Annotated in this window: 12 protein-coding genes; 2 read left to right on the top strand and 10 right to left on the bottom strand. The window is 45.6% G+C overall.

The annotated features are described in order from the left end of the window. Window positions 1-27 precede the first annotated feature (27 nt). The 4 genes from rsmA to lptD all read right to left on the bottom strand — a co-directional run bounded on the left by rsmA (window position 28) and on the right by lptD (window position 5,549). Window positions 28-843 carry a 16S rRNA (adenine(1518)-N(6)/adenine(1519)-N(6))-dimethyltransferase RsmA gene (gene rsmA / locus Xmir_RS08645; protein WP_099113986.1) on the bottom strand — a complete coding sequence of 272 codons (816 nt, stop codon included), beginning with the start codon at window positions 841-843 and terminating at the stop codon, window positions 28-30. Continuing rightward, window positions 836-1,849 (bottom strand): 4-hydroxythreonine-4-phosphate dehydrogenase PdxA, encoded by a 1,014-nt coding sequence (pdxA, locus tag Xmir_RS08650; protein WP_099113987.1) that lies wholly within the window; start codon window positions 1,847-1,849, stop codon window positions 836-838. The genes rsmA and pdxA overlap by 8 nt, the downstream gene beginning before the upstream one ends. After that, on the bottom strand, window positions 1,827-3,131 hold the full coding sequence (gene surA, locus Xmir_RS08655; RefSeq protein ID WP_099113988.1) for a peptidylprolyl isomerase SurA: 1,305 nt from the start codon (window positions 3,129-3,131) through the stop codon (window positions 1,827-1,829). The genes pdxA and surA overlap by 23 nt, the downstream gene beginning before the upstream one ends. Before the next feature lie 69 nt (window positions 3,132-3,200). Next, window positions 3,201-5,549, bottom strand: coding sequence for an LPS assembly protein LptD (gene lptD, locus Xmir_RS08660; RefSeq protein WP_099113989.1), 2,349 nt, complete (start codon window positions 5,547-5,549; stop codon window positions 3,201-3,203). 182 nt (window positions 5,550-5,731) lie between these two features. On the opposite strand from lptD, the gene djlA reads away from it, so the two are divergent. Continuing rightward, window positions 5,732-6,556 carry a co-chaperone DjlA gene (gene djlA / locus Xmir_RS08665; protein WP_099113990.1) on the top strand — a complete coding sequence of 275 codons (825 nt, stop codon included), beginning with the start codon at window positions 5,732-5,734 and terminating at the stop codon, window positions 6,554-6,556. Window positions 6,557-6,587: 31 nt separating this feature from the next. Here djlA and rluA read toward each other — a convergent pair whose 3' ends face one another. From rluA to Xmir_RS08680, 3 genes are all read right to left on the bottom strand, one after another. Beyond that, window positions 6,588-7,241 carry a bifunctional tRNA pseudouridine(32) synthase/23S rRNA pseudouridine(746) synthase RluA gene (gene rluA, locus Xmir_RS08670; RefSeq protein WP_099113991.1) on the bottom strand — a complete coding sequence of 218 codons (654 nt, stop codon included), beginning with the start codon at window positions 7,239-7,241 and terminating at the stop codon, window positions 6,588-6,590. Window positions 7,242-7,447: 206 nt separating this feature from the next. Then, window positions 7,448-10,357: an RNA polymerase-associated protein RapA gene (gene rapA, locus Xmir_RS08675; protein ID WP_099113992.1), complete on the bottom strand. Its 2,910-nt coding sequence runs from the start codon at window positions 10,355-10,357 to the stop codon at window positions 7,448-7,450. Between the two features lie 217 nt (window positions 10,358-10,574). Continuing rightward, window positions 10,575-12,917: a DNA polymerase II gene (locus Xmir_RS08680; protein WP_422646039.1), complete on the bottom strand. Its 2,343-nt coding sequence runs from the start codon at window positions 12,915-12,917 to the stop codon at window positions 10,575-10,577. A gap of 910 nt (window positions 12,918-13,827) precedes the next feature. Here Xmir_RS08680 and Xmir_RS08685 point away from each other — a divergent pair. After that, window positions 13,828-14,973 carry a hypothetical protein gene (locus tag Xmir_RS08685; RefSeq protein ID WP_339373879.1) on the top strand — a complete coding sequence of 382 codons (1,146 nt, stop codon included), beginning with the start codon at window positions 13,828-13,830 and terminating at the stop codon, window positions 14,971-14,973. Window positions 14,974-15,405: 432 nt separating this feature from the next. On the opposite strand, the gene thiQ is transcribed toward Xmir_RS08685, so the two are convergent. Genes thiQ through thiB form a run of 3 tightly spaced genes read right to left on the bottom strand, consistent with a single transcriptional unit; the run spans window position 15,406 to window position 18,687 of the window. After that, the gene (gene thiQ, locus Xmir_RS08690; RefSeq protein ID WP_099113995.1) at window positions 15,406-16,101 is read right to left on the bottom strand and encodes a thiamine ABC transporter ATP-binding protein ThiQ; all 696 of its coding nucleotides are present in this window, start codon (window positions 16,099-16,101) and stop codon (window positions 15,406-15,408) included. Next, complete coding sequence (thiP, locus tag Xmir_RS08695) at window positions 16,094-17,698, bottom strand: thiamine/thiamine pyrophosphate ABC transporter permease ThiP (RefSeq protein WP_099113996.1); 1,605 nt, start codon at window positions 17,696-17,698, stop codon at window positions 16,094-16,096. The genes thiQ and thiP overlap by 8 nt, the downstream gene beginning before the upstream one ends. After that, window positions 17,674-18,687 (bottom strand): thiamine ABC transporter substrate binding subunit, encoded by a 1,014-nt coding sequence (gene thiB, locus Xmir_RS08700; RefSeq protein ID WP_099113997.1) that lies wholly within the window; start codon window positions 18,685-18,687, stop codon window positions 17,674-17,676. The genes thiP and thiB overlap by 25 nt, the downstream gene beginning before the upstream one ends. Between the last annotated feature and the right edge of the window lie 41 nt (window positions 18,688-18,728).

Below are 18,728 nucleotides of genomic sequence, written 5' to 3' on the forward strand. Positions count from 1 at the left end.
TGTTACTGTAACGACTGTTTGTTGGTTTCAGGCAACTTCAGACTGAGACGATAACCAGTTTGCCATTTTACAGTATTGCTCGACAGAAATGTTTTCAGCCCGAGTGGTTGGATCAATACCCAGTTCAGATAACTGTTCAACAGAAAAAATATTTCCAAGGCTGTTACGGATAGTTTTTCTCCGTTGGTTAAATGCTTGGGTTGTGATCCGGGCTAACATGCTGATGTCCTGAACCGGATAAGGTATGGTCTTGTACGGGATCAAGCGCACAATAGCGGAATCCACTTTTGGTGCTGGCGTGAATGCCGTAGGCGGTACCTCAAGAACAGGGATTACTTGACAGTAGTATTGAGCCATCACACTTAAACGCCCGTAAGCTTTGCTGCCCGGGCCAGCGACAAGACGATTCACCACTTCTTTTTGCAGCATAAAGCTCATATCAGCGATAGCATCAGTATAGCTGAAAAGGTGGAACATCAATGGCGTGGAAATATTATAAGGCAGATTACCAAATACACGCAGTGACTGCCCGCGCTCTCTGGCAATCTGACCAAAATCAACAGTCATCGCATCTTGTTGAATGATTGTCAGCTTATCTTTCAGTTTCGGATGGACATGCAGTCTGGCCGCCAAATCGCGGTCAAGCTCGACGACCGTCATTTTATCCATGCGCTCACCAACGGGTTCAGTCAGTGCTCCCAGACCCGGGCCAATCTCCACTACAGCCTGACCGGACTGTGGGTTTATCGCATCGACAATGCTGTCAATAATAAACTGATCGGTTAAAAAGTTTTGCCCGAAACGTTTACGGGCATGGTGCCCCTGATGGACTTTATTATTCATTACTGTTTTGTATCATTTTAATTGCTAGATTTAATGCGGTGATAAAACTACCCACATCAGCTTGACCTGTCCCCGCCAGCTCCAGTGCTGTGCCATGATCGACAGAAGTTCGGATAAATGGCAGGCCCAATGTGATATTCACGGCCCTGCCAAAACCCTGGTATTTTAGCACGGGTAGCCCCTGATCGTGATACATCGAAAGCACCGCATCAGCATTATCCAAATATTTGGGCTGAAATAGTGTATCCGCGGGCAATGGGCCTTCCAGCCAAATTCCTTCTGCTCTCAGGCTCTCCAGTGCAGGAATGATCACGTCTATTTCTTCATGCCCCATATGCCCGCCTTCACCCGCATGGGGATTCAGGCCGCAAACATAGATGTGGGGACGTCGGATACCGAATTTGGTTTTCAGATCATGGTTGAGAATGGTGACGACTTCCCTGAGGGAATCAAAGGTAATCGCCTTGGGAACATCTAAAATTGGCAGGTGTGTCGTTGCCAGCGCAACCCGCAACTCTTCTGTTGCCAACATCATGACTACCCTTGAGCATTGGCTGTGGTCAGCAAAAAACTCAGTATGTCCGGTAAAGGGCACGCCAGCTTCATTGATGACGCCTTTATGCACCGGGCCTGTTACCAGAGCAGAAAACTCCCCATTCAGGCAACCATCGCAGGCTTTTGCCAGTGTTTCCGTGACATAAGTACCATTTTCTCGGTTCAATTCACCCGCAATAGCCGGAGATTGGAGAGAGACAGGCAGAATAGTCAGGGTTCCGGTCGCTTGTGATGAAGAAATGTGTTCAGGGGAGTATGTTTGTAGTCTCAGAGGTAAATTCAGTTGTCTGGCCCGGGAGAGCATCAGCTCTGGATCAGCACAGACTACCAATTGGATGGGCCACTCTTTTTGGGCGAGGGCAATAACTAAATCAGGGCCAACCCCGGCTGGCTCGCCGGGGGTGATGACAATGGGGTTGATAGTGGGTTTATTGTTGTGCATCGCTACCATCTAAAATTTTCACATAAGCGGAGGCGCGTAATTCCTGCATCCAGCTTTGTGCCTCTTCATTGAATTTACGGTTGAATAGCAGACGGTAGGCACGATCTTTCTGTGCTGTATCAGTTCTGTCAACTTTGCGGCTATCAAGCAGTTGAATTAAGTGCCAGCCGAAAGAAGAGTGAACGGGTTGGCTGATCTCACCTTTTTGCAGTTTGGTCAAGGCATCACGGAAAGCCGGGTCATAAGCACTCGGCAAATTCCAGCCCAGTTCTCCACCACGCAGGGCGGAACCGGGATCTTCAGAATACTCTTTTGCTGCTGCTTCGAATGTCGTTTTGCCGCTTAAAATTTCTTCCCTGAGTTTCATTAATTCGTTACGCGCCTGCTCGTCGTTCATAACCGGTGATGTTTTCAGCAGAATATGACGGGCATTCACTTCAGTGACTGCAATCGGCGTCTGACCACCACGGATATCATTCACTTTCAGAATGTGAAAACCCACACCAGAACGAATCGGGCCAATAATCTGCCCTTTGTGCGCAGATTGGAGCTGTTCAGCGAACAGGGTTGGCAATTCTTGCAGCCTGCTCCAGCCCATATTTCCCCCTTTCAGGGCTTGGCTGTCACCAGAATACGCGATGGCCAATTTGCCGAAATCCCCGCCATTCTTGAGTTCAGACAAAACTTTTTTGACCGTGGTTTCAGCTTTTTCTACCTGAGCCTGATCTGGATTTTCTGGCAGAGGGATCAGAATATGGCTGATGTTCAATTCCGAGTCCTGACTATTTTGGCTTTCGAGCTGATTCGCCAGTGAATCAACTTCCTGTGGCAGGATAGTGATGCGGCGGCGCACTTCATTATTGCGTACTTCCGCAATCGTCATTTCCTTGCGGACTTGGTTGCGGTAGGTGTCAAAATTAATACCATCTGCGGTCAGGTTCTGTTTCAGCTGGGCCATGCTCAGGTGGTTTTGGGCAGCAATATCGGTAATTGCAGAATCCAGGGCTTGATCGGGGATGGTAATTTGCATCTGCTTTGCCATTTGCAAAACGATGTCATCCATAATCAGGCGCTCAATGATCTGATGACGCAGTGCTTTTTCATCCGGTATTTGCTGGCCTGCATGCTTTGCATTGAGTTTAACGGATTGTAAGAGGCTGTTGACGTCACTTTCCAGTACGACATCATTGTTAACAACGGCAGCTACCCTATTGAGTTCCTGTGGTGCAGCCACTGCGACAGTGGTTACTGAAAACATCAATCCGAGAATGAGCGCTTTCCAGTTCTTCATACATTTCCCATCATATCAATCCCGCCTTGGCGGGGTTATTGTGTATATCGGTATTAGAGTTTATCGGTATCAGAATGCGCGCTGGTATGGAAGAATACCTTGCTGTAGCATTTTCTGACTCCCCAAACTGTGATTGTTACTTAAGCCACGAAGTTCAACATTGAATGACCATTTGTTGTCATACTGACTGCTGCCGAATCTCCAGTTGACGATCTTGCGTTCATAGCCCACATTGACTGCCCAACAGCAAGTGTTGTATTGCAGACCTACCATCTGGTTCGCCGGTTGTTTCTCTTTGGTATCGTAGTAATACGCTCCGACAAATGCCCAGTGATCCGTCAATGGCCAGCTTGCCACCATTCCAACCTGCGAAATACCCTGTTGATAAGCTGGCGCACCGCCTTTGAGCGTGGCCTGAATATAATCGCGGTCAACGAAACGATAGTTTAACTGCAATATGCGATCAGCATCACGACGGTATTCCACTACTGCATTACCCATGGTTAAACTACCCAGACGGTTATCATATTGCAGCCCGCCTTTGAATCCCCAGGAATCATTGATTCTCCAGTGCGTATCGCCAGCCCATGTCGTGGCGCCCGTTCCCTTTTTGTTCCCGATGATATCTTTAGAACCTGAATTAGGTTCAGTATCTTCAGTACGTGGACGTTCAAAGTAGTAGATTTGACCTACGGACAGGCTAAAACGTTCAACTAAATCTTCATCATAAATACGGGTAGTTACACCCGTCGTAAATTGATTGGCAGATGAAATGCGGTCTAAGCCACTGTAGAAGCGGTCACGGAACAATCCGGTATAGTCGGCTTGCAGCAGGGAAGAATCAAAGTTGTTGATGTTATTTTGATTCTTGTAAGGCACATACAAATACTGAGCGCGTGGCTCCAGCGTCTGGGTATAATCCTGATTAAAATACATGGCGCGTTCAAACACCATCTTGGCATCTGATTTAAATACAGGCAGGAGACGGTTTACTGATCTCTCCAATGAAGCCGTAACTTTATTGGCTTTGGTTGCAGCAGTAAGATCCTGTTGGTAATGCGTAGCCATCAACTTAAATTCATTATTGATGCTGGCCCAGCTATTGGAAAGTGGCAAGTTAATGGTGGGTTCCACATGCAAACGTGTTGCATCAGGCCACTGGCTACCAACGCTGGTAAATTTAGCTGCTTGGGCATAGGCATGAAAATCAAATGGCCCTAAATCGTTTTTATAATAATTCAGATCCAACTGAGGGGCTGCCCGGTAGGCTCTTCTTCTATCGTCAATGGTAAAAATCTGGAACTGTTTGGTTGCGAGTGTGGCATTCCAGTTCTGTTGCGCATAACCAATACTGAATTTCTGGGTCGCATAGCTGTCCGTGCTAGAACCATACTGAGAAGTAAAGTCAGTAAAATAGCTTGGATCACTGACTTTGGTATAGTCGGCGCTAAAACGCCAGACCTGATTCATGACGCCGCTATGGTTCCAATAAAAGAGCCAGCGATTATCACTCTCTCGTTCAGGTCTTTTGTCTTCCCTGTACAGGCGGTCGTTGCCTATCCAATCCAACGCAACAGTGCCCGTACCGGCTTTAGTCAGGTAACGGAATTCATTATCCAGTTTCAAGCCACGCATAGTGATAAGATGCGGAGTGATCGTGGCATCATAATTAGGGGCAATATTCCAGTAATACGGCAGCAGGAATTGGAAACCATCTTTATTGGAGAAACTGGCATTGGGGATCAGGAAACCCGAGCGGCGTTTATCACCAATCGGTAACTGCAAATACGGGCTGTAAAACACTGGCACGTTGGCAACCCGGAAACGGGCATTCCAGATTTCAGCCACTTCTTCTTCGCGATCCAGGATCACTTCGGAACCGACAACACTCCAGCTATCGTTGCCCGGCAAACAAGAGGTAAATATCCCGTTATTTAAAATGGTATAGCGGTTTTCATCACGCAACATCATCTTATCTGCACTGCCACGTCCCTGGCGGCCAACCATCTGGTATTTGCCTTGTTCCACGTCGGTGTCTTTATTGTTTAAATTAGCCCAGGCGCGTGGCCCTTTCAAAATGATCTGAGGGTCATCATAGCTGACATTACCTGTTGCGGTAATAGTACGAACGAGTTCTTTATCTTGTGTTTGCTCAAGCCTGACTTTATCGGCTGTCAGCGTTTTATTTCCCTGCCGGATATCAACATTACCAATGAACTCAACCGCATTAGGATATTCGCCACGAGTATCTTCGGATTTAATGTTAACGGGCATTTTATTGGGATCACCTGTGATAATCGGCTTATCATAGACAGGGACACCCAGCATACATTGTGCTGCGAGGTCAGCATGTGCTTGCTGACTGTAAAGTGCGGCCCATACCATCGTGGCCAGCAGGGTAGGATAACATTTGTTCATAGATGTTTATGCGGTTCCGTCATCAGTGCCATCGTGCCGGCAAATGTTCAGAGACTAACGTAGTTGAGATATATGCACCAGAGTAAAGTTTAACTTTGCTTATCTTGTTGTTAGGCACAGAGCTTAATGAATAGTATGATAATGCAAAATTGCGCTAAGGGCATTGGGGAATTGAAGACTATATGCAGTATTGGGGAAAATTATTTGGATTAATATTTGGTATTGCGTCTGGTGCTGGTTTTTGGGGGATTGTGATTGGCGTGTTGTTGGGTCACATTCTTGACAAAGTCAGGGCCCGAAATTTGGGTGCCGATGCTAAAGGCCCGACCCGACAGTCCCTGTTTTTTCGCAGTACTTTCCAAGTATTGGGGCATATAACCAAAGCAAAAGGCCGGGTAACAGAAACAGATATCCAGCTTGCCACTCAACTGATGGACAGAATGCAACTGCATGGTGAAGCCAGGCTTGCCGCCCAGCAGGCATTTCGTGAGGGCAAACAGCCTCAGTTCCCTCTGCGTGAAACATTACGACAATTACGGCGTGCTTGCGTTGGTCGTTTTGACCTGACTCGGATGTTTTTGGAAATTCAGTTACAGGCTGCATTTGCTGACGGTGAACTGCATCCTAACGAAAGAAAAGTTTTATTTGTTATCGCCGAAGAACTGGGAATTTCCCGTATTCAATTTGAACAGTTCCTTGCCATGATGGAAGGCGGGCGTCATTTTGACGGGCAGAATTTTGGTGGGCAGAATCAGCAATACGGGCATTACCAAGGTCGTGGGCAGCAGCGTGCGACGTTGTCAGATGCCTGTAAGGTATTGGGCGTCAATGAACAGGATGACGCCACAACCATTAAGCGGGCTTATCGAAAACTAATGAGTGAACATCATCCCGACAAACTGGTGGCGAAAGGTTTACCACCAGAAATGATGGAACTTGCGAAACAAAAAGCGCAGTCCATCCAGTCTGCTTACGATTTAATTAAAAAAGAGAAGGGCTTTAAATAGCGCTTATCCAAATGTGCCAAAAGCGCATGCGTTAAAAATCTGCCTGGCACTCAAAATACATTGGAGTGCCATAAGCCGGATGAGTAATGAAGAGTTCTTGGGCATGTAATTGCAGGCGAGGTGCCAATTCCCTTGCCTGTTCATGGGCATAGAACCGATCCCCCAGAATAGGGTTGCCAAGTGCTAACATATGTACACGGAGCTGATGAGAGCGCCCTGTGATTGGTGCCAGCCTGACCCGCGTTGCTTGTGCTTCATACTCCAGTACCTGATACTCTGTTTGTGCCGATTTGCCGGTTTCAAAACAGACTTTCTGTTTCGGGCGATTCGGCCAGTCGCAGATTAACGGTAGATCCACCAATCCTTCTTCCGGCTCCAGTTTTCCCCATACCCGCGCGATATAGACTTTTTTCGGTTCACGCTCGCGGAATTGACGCTTCAATTCACGTTCGGCGGCTTTAGTCAGCGCAACAACCATGATACCGCTGGTGGCCATATCCAATCGATGTACTGATTCAGCAGTGGGAAATTCCGCTTGTACCCGTGTCATGATACTGTCCTTGTGCTCTTCTGCTTTGCCCGGCACAGAAAGCAATCCACTGGGTTTATTGACAACCATAATGTGCTCGTCTTGGTACAGCACATATAACCAAGGATCTGTCGGGGGATTATAAGACTCCAGCATAATAGCTCCCATATGTTGAAGGATGATCGTGTTGAAAAATAGTCGTGTCGAAAAATAGTTATGTCGAAAAATAGTTATGTCGAAAAGTCGAAAAATAGTCAAATCGGAAAAATGACGGGGGCTTTCGTGAAGAAAACCCCCTGAGTTTAAATCAATGATTGGCGATAAGCCATTACTGATAAACCGCTATTACTGGTGAGAAACTATTATTGATGAGAAACAACCACCAGACGAATAGCGTCCAGACGCCAGTTCGCTTGATCAAGGTTAAGCAACAGATGCTTATGCTCAGATTCAATCGCTTCCAGCTCATCATCACGGATATTCGGGTTAACCGCTTTCAGGGCTTCCAGACGTGATAATTCTGCTGACAGGATTTCATCTGCTTCTTTTTTGGCTTTCTCAATCAATTTACGCGCTTGCTTTTCAATCAGAGGCTCTGATTGCTGCAAAATCGCATGAACTTCTTTTTGTACCGCATTAACCAGTTTGCTGGCATTGTGGCGATTGATGGCATTTAACTGGCGGTTGAAACTCTCAAACTCTACCTGAGGAGCCAGATTGGTGCCTTTCAGATCCAACAAGAGGCGCACAGGCGTTGGTGGCAAGAAGCGGGTCAATTGCAGATGTTTAGGCGCTTGTGCTTCAACAACGTAAATTAACTCAACCAACAGCGTACCGACCGGCAGTGCTTTGTTTTTCAGAATAGAAACAGCGCAGCTTCCGGTATCTCCTGACAAGACTAAATCCAGACCATTACGGATGATTGGATGTTCCCAGCTCAGGAATTGAGTATCCTCACGGGATAGCGCTTTCTCACGGCTAAACGTAATGGAGCAGCCATCTTTCGGTAATCCGGGAAAATCAGGTACCAGCATATGATCGGATGGTTGCAGGGCGATAATATTATCGCAGCGATCTTCCTGATTGATGCCGATGATATCGAACAGGTTCAGGGCAAAATTCACCAGATCCGTATCGTTATCTTGTGCGGCAATGGTTTCTGCCAGTTTTTGGCCTTGCTCGCCGCCGTTAGAATTCATTTCCAGCAGACGGTCACGGCCTTGTTCCAGTTGTTGTTTGAGTTGTTCGTGATGTGTGCGGCATTCCGCAATAAATTCATTGAAACCCGCCTGCTCGTTTGGCTTGGCAAGGAAGTTCAACAGAACTTCATAATACTTGTCATAGATAGAACGGCCGGTCGGGCAGGTATGTTCAAAGGCATCCAGACCTTCGTGATACCAGCGCAGGAGAATCGATTGCGCGGTGTTTTCCAGATAAGGCACGCTGATCTTAATATCGCGGCTCTGGCCGATACGATCCAGACGTCCGATACGCTGTTCCAGCAAATCAGGGTTGAATGGCAGATCAAACATGACGAGCTGATTGGCAAACTGGAAGTTACGCCCTTCGGAACCAATTTCAGAACAGAGCAGCACTTGCGCCCCTTCTTCTTCAGAAGCAAAGTAAGCCGCCGCACGGTCGCGTTCCAACAGGGACAAGCCTTCATGGAATATGGCACTGCGGATACCTTCGCGCTCACGCAGAACTTGCTCCAGTTGCAGCGCCGTTTCTGCTTTGGCACAGATCACCAGAACTTTTTCGTCACGGTTTGCCATCAAGAAACCCAACAGCCATTCTACGCGGGGGTCGAAGTTCCACCATGTGGCGTTTTCACCTTCGAACTCCTGATAGATCCGCTCAGGATAGAGCATATCTTTGGCGCGCGCTTCCACGGTTTTTTTGGCGCCCATGATGTCAGAAACTTTGATTGCCGTCTGGTATTGGGCAGGCAACGGTAACTTAATCTCGTGCAGTTCGCGATGAGGGAAACCTTTCACGCCGCCACGGGTATTACGGAACAGCAACCGGCTGGTGCCGTGGCGATCCATCAGCATAGAGATCAGTTCACGGCGAGCATTTTCGCTCTCTTCATCCTGATGGCTGTTTGCTGCTTTCAGAAGAGGTTCAATATCCTGCTCACTGATCAGCTCAACAATCACATTTTGCTGGTCATTATTCAGCGTTTCACCGGACAACAATAACGTGACAGCATCAGCAACAGGACGATATTTCTGTTGTTCATCAATAAATGCCTGATAATCGTGGAAGCGGTTTGCGTCCAGCAGACGCAGACGGGCGAAGTGGCTCTCTTGCCCCAACTGCTCAGGTGTCGCTGTCAGCAGCAGAACAGAAGGAATTTGCTCTGCTAATTGTTCGATAGCGTAATATTCGCGGCTTGGGGCTTTTTCGCTCCACGCCAAATGGTGAGCTTCATCCACCACCATTAAATCCCAGCTCGCTTCCAGCAGATGTTCGAAACGCTGCTTATTGCGGCGAACAAAATCCAGGGAACAGATAACCAATTGCTCGGTTTCAAAGGGGTTGTCACTGTCATGCAGCGCTTCGCTATACCGGCCATCATCAAACAGCGAAAAACGCAGGTTGAATCGGCGCAGCATTTCTACCAGCCATTGATGTTGCAAGCTGTCTGGCACAATGATTAACACCCGCTCGGCACGCCCGGCCATCAATTGCTGGTGGATAATCATGCCCGCTTCAATGGTTTTCCCCAGACCAACTTCATCCGCCAGTAACACACGGGGGGCGTGACGCTTACCCACTTCATTGGCAATGTGTAACTGGTGAGGGATCAAACTGGCACGAATACCACGTAACCCACTTTCAGCCAGCCGAAATTGTTCGCTCTGGTGCTTACGGGCGCGAAAACGCAGTGCAAAGCGATCCATGCGGTCAATTTGACCGGCAAACAGACGATCCTGCGGCTTATTAAACGTCAGTTTGCTATCCAGAAAAACTTCCCGCAGGCAGATATTTTCTTCTTCGGTATCCAGACGAGTACCGACGTAGATCAGCAGGCCATTATCTTGCTGAACATCATCGATCTTGAGTTTCCAGCTTTCGTGACTGGTCACGGTATCGCCCACATTAAACATAACGCGGGTAATGGGGGAGTCATTGCGTGCGTAAAGGCGGTTTTCTCCGCTGGCAGGAAAAAGCAACGTTACCATGCGCGCATCAAGCGCTACGACTGTTCCTAATCCAAGTTCGCTTTCTGTATCGCTTATCCAGCGTTGACCAAGAGTAAATGGCATAAATTTGGGCTCAGTTTTCTGTTAGACAATGTTATTTATGGTTGCAGGATGGCTGCTTTTGTTGGATATCGATCATCATTGGTTATCGATAGGGATAGTTTTCAATGGACTTTATAGCGCCTGTTTTTTGATAACGAGGTCACAAAAGCACCATTCCCCTTTAGAGGGGCGATATGTTAATTGATGCTGAGCAAGCCGTCACCTGCAAAAATATCCATTACTCAAAAGAGATGCTCATTTGCCCTGTCAGCAAGGTCATAAAGTCATCCTGAATAAATGGCAAGATAGCATCAGCAATCGGCATCAATTGCTTATTGATATAGTGCTCATAATCGGGGGGTGAAGTCTGATTTTCCAACGGTTCAGGCCCGGATTGAGTGATGATATAGTTGATCCAGCCTCCGTTTTGGTACTGCAATGGGCGATGATGCTGTTGGTTATATTCATCCGCCAAACGTGCGGCCCTGACATGAGGGGGAACATTGCGCTGGTACTCAGACAATTTGCGGCGTAGCCGTTTGCGGTAAACAAGGTGATCATCAAACTCACCTGCCAGCGTTTTGGCAAGATACTCACGGACATAATTCTGATGGGGTTTCTGATGGAAGATCAGAGTATATAACTCCTTTTGGAATATTTGTGCGAGTGGTGTCCAGTCAGTTCTTACCGTTTCCAGCCCTTTGAAAATCACTTTGTCGCCACTCAGCCCGGCATAGCGCTTTTTACTGCCTTGCTCCGCACCTCGTACCGTTGGCATCAGGAAGCGCCGATAGTGCGTTTCAAATTCTAATTCCAGCACACTTTCAAGGTTGAATTCGGTTTTGAGATGATTTTTCCACCATTGGTTAACAAATTGCGCCAGCGCATGCCCAATTTGGCTGGCTTCTTTTTCAGAATGGAGGCGTTTCAGCCAGACAAACGTAGAATCTGTATCGCCATAAATCACCTGATAGCCTTGTGATTCTATTAACTCACGGGTTTGATGCATGATTTTATGCCCACGCATGGTAATTGAGGATGTCAGGCGAGGATCAAAAAAATGGCAGCCGGAAGCACCGAGTACCCCATAAAACGCATTCATAATAATTTTCAGGGCTTGGGAAAGCGGAGCGTTCTGTTGCTTTTTGGCCTTGTCACGTTCGTACCAGATTTGCGTAACGATATCGGGTAAGCAATGTTGCGTACGGGAGAAGAAGGCTTGCTTAAAACCGGGGACAGCATGTTCATAGTCGGGAGCGGCAATTCCTTCGACCATGCCAACGGGATCAATCAGGAATGTGCGAATAATCGAAGGATAAAGGCTCTTGTAATCCAGCACCAATACCGAATCATACAACCCCGGGAATGAATCCATCACAAAACCCCCCGGACTGTTATCATCGAAATAAGTTGGCTGAACGGGAGCGACATAGCCAATCCGGTGCATTCTTGGCAGATAAAGATGGGTGAACGCAGCCACAGAACCGCCGCTGCGATCCACCGCCAAGCCTGTTACCGTGGCGCGTTCCAATAAGAACGCCATGAGATCCGCTTTCTCAAAAATATGATTGACGAGAATACAGTCCTGCAAATTATAGTGGGCGAGGGCGGGCTTATCTTCCTGAAAGCGACGATTGATTTCATCCATGCGGTCATAGGGATTATCAAGGGATTTCCCTTCTCCCAATAGCGCTTGTGCAACATATTCAAGGCTGAATGAAGGAAAATTCCACGTTGCCGTTTTCAGCGCTTCGATACCATCAATAATCAAGCGGCCTTCTGCTGAGGCAAAAAAGTGCCCTGCTTTAAAGCCATGTTCACGCCATTCGAGCAGGCCCTGATTACGGCCGAATTTTAATGGCACGTTATAGCGCTCAGCATGTTGCTGTAACACCCTTAAATCAAATTGAATCAGATTCCAGCCAATAATGGCATCAGGGTCGTAATGAGCCAGCCACTCGTTGAGTTTTTCCAGCATCAGTGGACGGCTGGCGACATATTCCAGTTTGAAATTGAGATCCTGCTGGTTGCCGTTCTTCGGCCCTAGCATAAACACTGTTTTCTCACCACATCCCGCCAGGCCAATGGAATACAACTCCCCATGCTGACTGGTTTCAATATCCAGAGATACCCATTTCAGCTTAGGGCGATAGGTGGGATTGGTTTTCATCTGATAACTTCCGTCAGGTTTCTGGCCGAACCAGACAGGGGCGGTAATAAAGCGCTCCATCATAAACCGATCGGGCGGCCGAATATCAGCCTCGTAGAGCGGAATATCCTGTTCTTTAAGGTTTTTTTCCAGGTATTGCAGGTGGTGATATTGTAAACAATACAGTGCTGAGACAGGCTGACGGTTGAAATCTTTCAGTGGCAAGGCGTTCAGTTGGCAATGTCTTTCTTGTGCCAATAAACGCTTGGCTTTAGGTAAATCATGTTGAGGAATAAAGGCAACGGCTTTTTGATGAGGAATTGTGATGCGACGTGCCCCGTTATCTGTCGCCAGCCAATACACTAACTCGATGCCAGACGAAGTATCTTTCCAGTGACGAGTCAGTATAAAACCTTGTTCAACGTGATTTATCTGCATGGTTTTCTTTATTAAAAGCAATCAGCCATATCTGGTTTTGTAAAGGTAATTTCAATCATAGCACTGATAGTGGTTATTCATACAGTGTTTTTTGTGGGATTAAGGCTTGGGGTGGGAATAAAAATTCCCTGAAGAAATTGTATTTATTAATTAATATTGTCAGTAAAATTTAGAAATTCATTTCAATAGATTTAATTTTATTAAGTTAATATCAATGATATTAACCAACTATAATGGATTGAATTCTAATCTAGTTATGGCAGGTTCCTTTTGTTATTATTTTTAATTGTATAAGATGTTATCGGTTTTTATGGAGAAGATAAATGTTAATTGAATCTGGTAAATATTGATGAATAAACCCAATAAACTGACTCAGACAGATATCAAAGCATTACTGTTATTTCTAGCTTTCACGTTGCTTTATTTATTACCTGGTATTTATGGGCATACTCCCTGGAAACAAGATGAAAATTATAGTTTTGGTATTATTCAAACCATGTATGAAACGGGAAATTGGTTAGTGCCCAAAAACGCGGGGCAACCTTTTATGGAAAAGCCCCCTCTGTATTATTGGACAGCAACCTCGTTTATACATTTATTGTCCTCTTGGCTTCCGATGTATGATGCAGCCAGAACCGCCACTTTATTTTTTTCTATAATCAATTTTTCCTTTTTTATTTTGTTATCCCGGCGTGTATTTGATGCCAGACACTTTACAGACAGCCGGATATGGATTGCCTTTGCGTTGTATGTAAGTGCTCCCGGTTTGGTTCGTCACAGTCACGATATGTTTACTGATACCTCATTGATAGCAGGAACAACCATCGGCTTATATGGTTTACTGGGATTAATCAAACAAGAAAAAACCAGTTACTCCTGTTTATGGTTAATTATCGGTACGGTTATGACATTGTTATCAAAAGGGGTATTTATTCCGGGATTATTATGGATTTGCTTGCTTCTTGCCCCCGTTTTTCTAAAACAGTGTCGAACTAAACAATATGGGTTAAATACTTTCTTGTCAGGCGTTATTGCACTGGTATTCATCCTGCCGTGGCCAGTCATGTTACTTATTGAACATCCTGATTTATTTAAAGTCTGGTTTTGGGATAACAATATCGGTCGCTTTTTAGGTTTCTCTGTTGAAGACCTCGGAGCCAGAGGTAATTTGACCATGATCCCCGAAGCCGTGCTTTTATTCGCTCTGCCATCAGGTGTTTTAGCTTTCATCTTCATATTAATGAATCCAATCAAGTCATTATCTGATGAGCACTATTTCCTTTGCTCCGCATTTGTTGTATTAGGTGTTGTTCTATTGCAAATATCAGCCTCTGGCCGGGCATTATATTTACTGCCTTTTATTGCACCTATGGCTATTTTAGCAACAGAGACTTTCATTAAAATACCTCAAATAATCTATAAATATTTAACCTTATTTTCCTCCATACTTTGGTCTGTTCTGATTATATTTTTATGGGTCTGTTATTTCTTAGCACTTTCCACGGATTATAAACACTGGTTAACGCCACTTGGCAGATGGTTGCCAATGAGTTATCAGATACATTTTTCTGGATTTATATTTACTATCGCTGTTTTAATTACGGCAATATGGGTAGCCAAAAATTGGCTTATTTCTAAATCTCCCGCTTTGCACGCCGCACAAAACTGGGTTCTGGGTATTGCCACAGTTTGGGGATTAGTCTTTACATTATTTGTCGGTTGGATTGACTACACCAAAGGTTATCAAGGCACTTTTCTTGATTTAAAGGAGAAGTTAGCAGGGGTATATCGATATAATGACTGCATGGCTTCATATAATATTGGTGAATCTGAAGCTCCAATGCTCTATTACTATGCCCATATTTTGCATCAACAACAGAAAACCTTTGATGCCCCCAAAAAATGTGATTGGTTGCTTGTTTTATTTTTATCTGAAGAGATAGATCCTGCACCTAAAGGCATGGTGTTATTTTGGCAGGGGCATAGGCCAGGTCAAGATCGTGAAAATTTGGTGGTTTATAAAAAGGTGGGGTTGGAAGATAATAAATAATTTAAATAAAGCGCCATTAAATGGCGCTTTATTTAATTAGGACAAATACCAACTTGACTCCAAGAATCAATGACAATAAATCGAATTACGTCCAAAAATATTTTTATAGAATGTATAAGTTTTTTCAAGATAATCATAGGGTTCATTAGCAGCTACATCCTTGCTTGGATACTTCTATTTTTCAAGGCTCAAAAAGAGTTATCCCATGATTAATCAAACAATAATAAATTATCTGCACTCGGTTTATCCTGAGTTAGAAATTGATACCCGTTATCTCAGGGGATATCCCTCTGAAAAAATATCAAAATTTGAACTGCACCCCAAAAGTTAGGCATTAATTGATTAAGGTGCAGTTTTATGAAACAGTCGCATGCCCTTAAATTAAGACTGACAATAGTCAGGCAATATTTTGTCTGTGTAAAATGTCAAAATTCAACCTATCCCTAAAACCGCCGCCTCAGCCGCCTCTCCACTCATCAATTTCTCTGTTGCACCATCATAACGAATTTTCCCATCCACAATCAGTAACGAACGTGGAGCGATTTTTGCAGCGTCATCGAGATTATGAGACACCATCAATAGAGTGATTTGGCGTTCACGACAGATTTGATCCAGCAATTCCAGCATTTCATTGCGTAAAGCAGGATCAAGTGCTGAAAAGGGTTCATCCAGCAATAAAATAGGCTGATGGCGAACCAAGCAACGCGCTAATGCTGCGCGTTGGCGTTGACCGCCAGAAAGTTGAGCGGGTAAGCGAGAGAGGCATTCCTCCAGCGATACCTGAGTAGCGATCTGCTGGAGTGTTTGCTTTTGTTCGGTATTTAAGCGCAATCCGGGGTGTAAACCTAAACCAATATTTTGCGCAATGGTTAAATGGGAAAACAGATTGTTTTCCTGAAATAACATAGAAACGGGCCGCTTAGAAGGAGGAGTATACGTATGATCTTCATTATTCAGCCAGATTTTGCCATGCTCAGGAAATTGGAAGCCCGCCATTAAACTTAATAAGGTACTTTTGCCTGCTCCGCTTGGACCGAGGATCGCAATGCGTTCCCCGGCTTTAACGTTCACATCAAACTGCATGGCAAGATGTTCGTAAGTATAAGTGACATTATCGAGTTTAATCATGGCGTCGGCTCGGTAGACGTTCAATAACAGTGAATAAAATAAAACAGAGAAGGAGCAGTAAGAACGCGGTGACTGCACCATCCTGACTGCGGTATGCCCCAATTTGTTGATAAAGATAGAAGGGCAGAGTACGGAAATCTTCGTTGCCAAATAATGCGACAACCCCAAAATCACCAATTGACAATACACAGGCAAAAGCCAGTGCTTGTGCTAATGGGATTTTCAGTGCTTTAAGCTCAATGAGACGCAGCCGATGAATACCCTGAATATTGAGGGAACGGCATAGAGGGTTGTAGCGTTCAGCCAGATCGCGCATAGGATTTTCTAATACTTTTAGAGCATAAGGGATCGCCATCAGTGCGTTGGTCAAGATAACCAATCCGTAAGGTGATTGGGGTATGCCAATAGTGGTATTCAGTAAAAGGAAAAAACCTGTAGCAAGGACAATGCCCGGCATGGCAAGAATTAACAAGCCACTGGTTTCCATTGCTTGCCCCCAGCGCGATAAATGACGTAAACGTAATTCGCGGCTACTCCATAGCAGCATCATGGTCAGTACGACACAAAGTAATCCGGCGCCCAGTGCAATAAAGATGGAAGTGATAAGGGCCTGCCATAAAGCGGGCTGGCTCAAGACAGTAAAAATACTGAGGTTCAGTCCATCGACAATGACGGCTAGCAAAGGAGGCAGCAGAAGTAGTAACGCCACGCTAATCAGTAAACCATCGGATAGTTTTCTCAGCCATGAATCCTGTGGATTGCGCCATTTTCGTTGATGGCTGTAACCGACAGAAAAGGTGCCTTTGAGTTTTTGGCTAAGTAATACCAAGCTGAGGCAGCAAAAAAGTTGTATCAGGGCGAGCAGGGCAGCTTGAGAGAGATCATAGTCATAACTGATTGCCTGATAAATAGCCAGTTCGATAGTGGTCGCCGCAGGGCCACCACCCAATGCAAGCACAGTGGCAAAACTGGCAAAACACAGCATGAAAATCAGTGCGCCTGTCGGCAAAATTTGGCGGCGCAGATAAGGCCACTCCACAAAACGAAAATGTTGCCATTCACTCATACCAAGCTGGGCTGCAAGTTGCCGTTGTTCGATGGCAATATTTTCCAGAGATTGCAGCAATAAGCGTGTTGCCATCGGCATATTAAAGAAGATATGCGCCAGTAGAATTCCTTGCAACCCATAAGGCGTAAAACGGTATTCCACCCCTATCCATTGGGAAATATTTGCCAGCCAGCCGGTTTGACCATAAACAGTGAGAATACCAAACAGAGCGACCAAAACAGGAAGGATCAATGTCATTGCGCATAAGCGCAGAAACAACATTTTGCCCGGAAAATGGCGGCGATAAAGCGCCCTTGCGAGGAAAATGCCGGGTATTACCGATAATACGGCAGATAAGAACGCTTGCCAGAAGGTGAACTGAATAACATGCCAGAGATAACTGTCATGCAGGAATGTCTGCCAGTTGCTTTCAGGCGCATTGAACCACAGCGTCCCAAATGCTGACAGGGCAACGATAATTAACAGGCCGGAGGCAATAACCCCCGGCAATATCCAACCCGCAATTAACGGCTGACAGCGCTTTGCCATATACGGATCCATTTGGTACGGTGTTTTGCCACATCATCTGCATTGAATAGCAGGGATTTCTCAGGAACCGTGAGTTGCTTGAAAACCTCAGGTAAAGGAATATCAATCACGGGATACATCCATTGGGTTGTCGGAAGGGCTTGCTGGAATGCCGGCGATACCATGAAATTCATGAACTTTTGTGCCAGCTCAGGCTGTTTGCTTGAGGCTAATTGGGCTGCGACTTCAATCTGCAAATAATGCCCTTCCTCGAATATCGCCGCCGCATAGTTATCTTTTTTCTCTGACATGATGTGATAACCCGGTGAAGTGGTATAGCTCAGCACCATATCACCTTCGCCTTTCAGGAACAGGCCATAGGCTTCACTCCACCCTTTCGTGACAGTAAGCGTCTTTTTGGCTACTTTCTGCCACTCCTGTGCGGTGTTATCGCCATAGAGATCCTGCATCCAGAGCAGGAAGCCCAAGCCCGGAGTACTGGTGCGCGGGTCTTGATAAATAATCTTCCAGTTCTGGTGACTATTGATTAATTCATCCATACTTTTTGGTGGATGAGGTAAGGTGTTCTTGTTGTAAATGAAGGCAAAGTAACCGTAATCGTAAGGAATAAATGTTGTATTGTTCCATGAGATGGGTAATTTCAGTTTTGATACATCAACATGGCTTGTTGTGAACAATCCTGTTTGTTGGGCGGCTTGGATCAAGTTGTTATCCAATCCCAGCACGATATCTGCTGATGTTTTTTTGCCTTCCATTCTCAAACGGTTCAGTAGGGATACGCCATCTTCCAGAGCAACAAGTTTCAGTTCACAACCACACTCTGCTTCAAAGGCTTTTTTAATGGCTGGCCCAGCCCCCCATTCAGAGGCAAATGAATCATAAGTGTAAACTGTCAATGTTGGCTTCGATTGAGATGCTTGGGCAAAGACACAGGCAGAAATCAATAGCGTACTGATGGCGATAAAGCTGAAAAATAATTTCTTAAACACTTTGCTCTCCTGTACTTATGGACATTAGTTATTAACGTTCG

The organism is Xenorhabdus miraniensis, from assembly GCF_002632615.1.

Excerpts from the sequence above, each read along its gene's own strand:
- rsmA (WP_099113986.1), bottom strand. The coding sequence starts at position 843 with ATGAATAATAAAGTCCATCAGGGGCACCATGCCCGTAAACGTTTCGGG.
- pdxA (WP_099113987.1), bottom strand. The coding sequence starts at position 1,849 with ATGGTAGCGATGCACAACAATAAACCCACTATCAACCCCATTGTCATC.
- surA (WP_099113988.1), bottom strand. The coding sequence starts at position 3,131 with ATGAAGAACTGGAAAGCGCTCATTCTCGGATTGATGTTTTCAGTAACC.
- lptD (WP_099113989.1), bottom strand. The coding sequence starts at position 5,549 with ATGAACAAATGTTATCCTACCCTGCTGGCCACGATGGTATGGGCCGCA.
- djlA (WP_099113990.1), top strand. The coding sequence starts at position 5,732 with ATGCAGTATTGGGGAAAATTATTTGGATTAATATTTGGTATTGCGTCT.
- rluA (WP_099113991.1), bottom strand. The coding sequence starts at position 7,241 with ATGCTGGAGTCTTATAATCCCCCGACAGATCCTTGGTTATATGTGCTG.
- rapA (WP_099113992.1), bottom strand. The coding sequence starts at position 10,357 with ATGCCATTTACTCTTGGTCAACGCTGGATAAGCGATACAGAAAGCGAA.
- Xmir_RS08685 (WP_339373879.1), top strand. The coding sequence starts at position 13,828 with ATGACATTGTTATCAAAAGGGGTATTTATTCCGGGATTATTATGGATT.
- thiQ (WP_099113995.1), bottom strand. The coding sequence starts at position 16,101 with ATGATTAAACTCGATAATGTCACTTATACTTACGAACATCTTGCCATG.
- thiP (WP_099113996.1), bottom strand. The coding sequence starts at position 17,698 with ATGGCAAAGCGCTGTCAGCCGTTAATTGCGGGTTGGATATTGCCGGGG.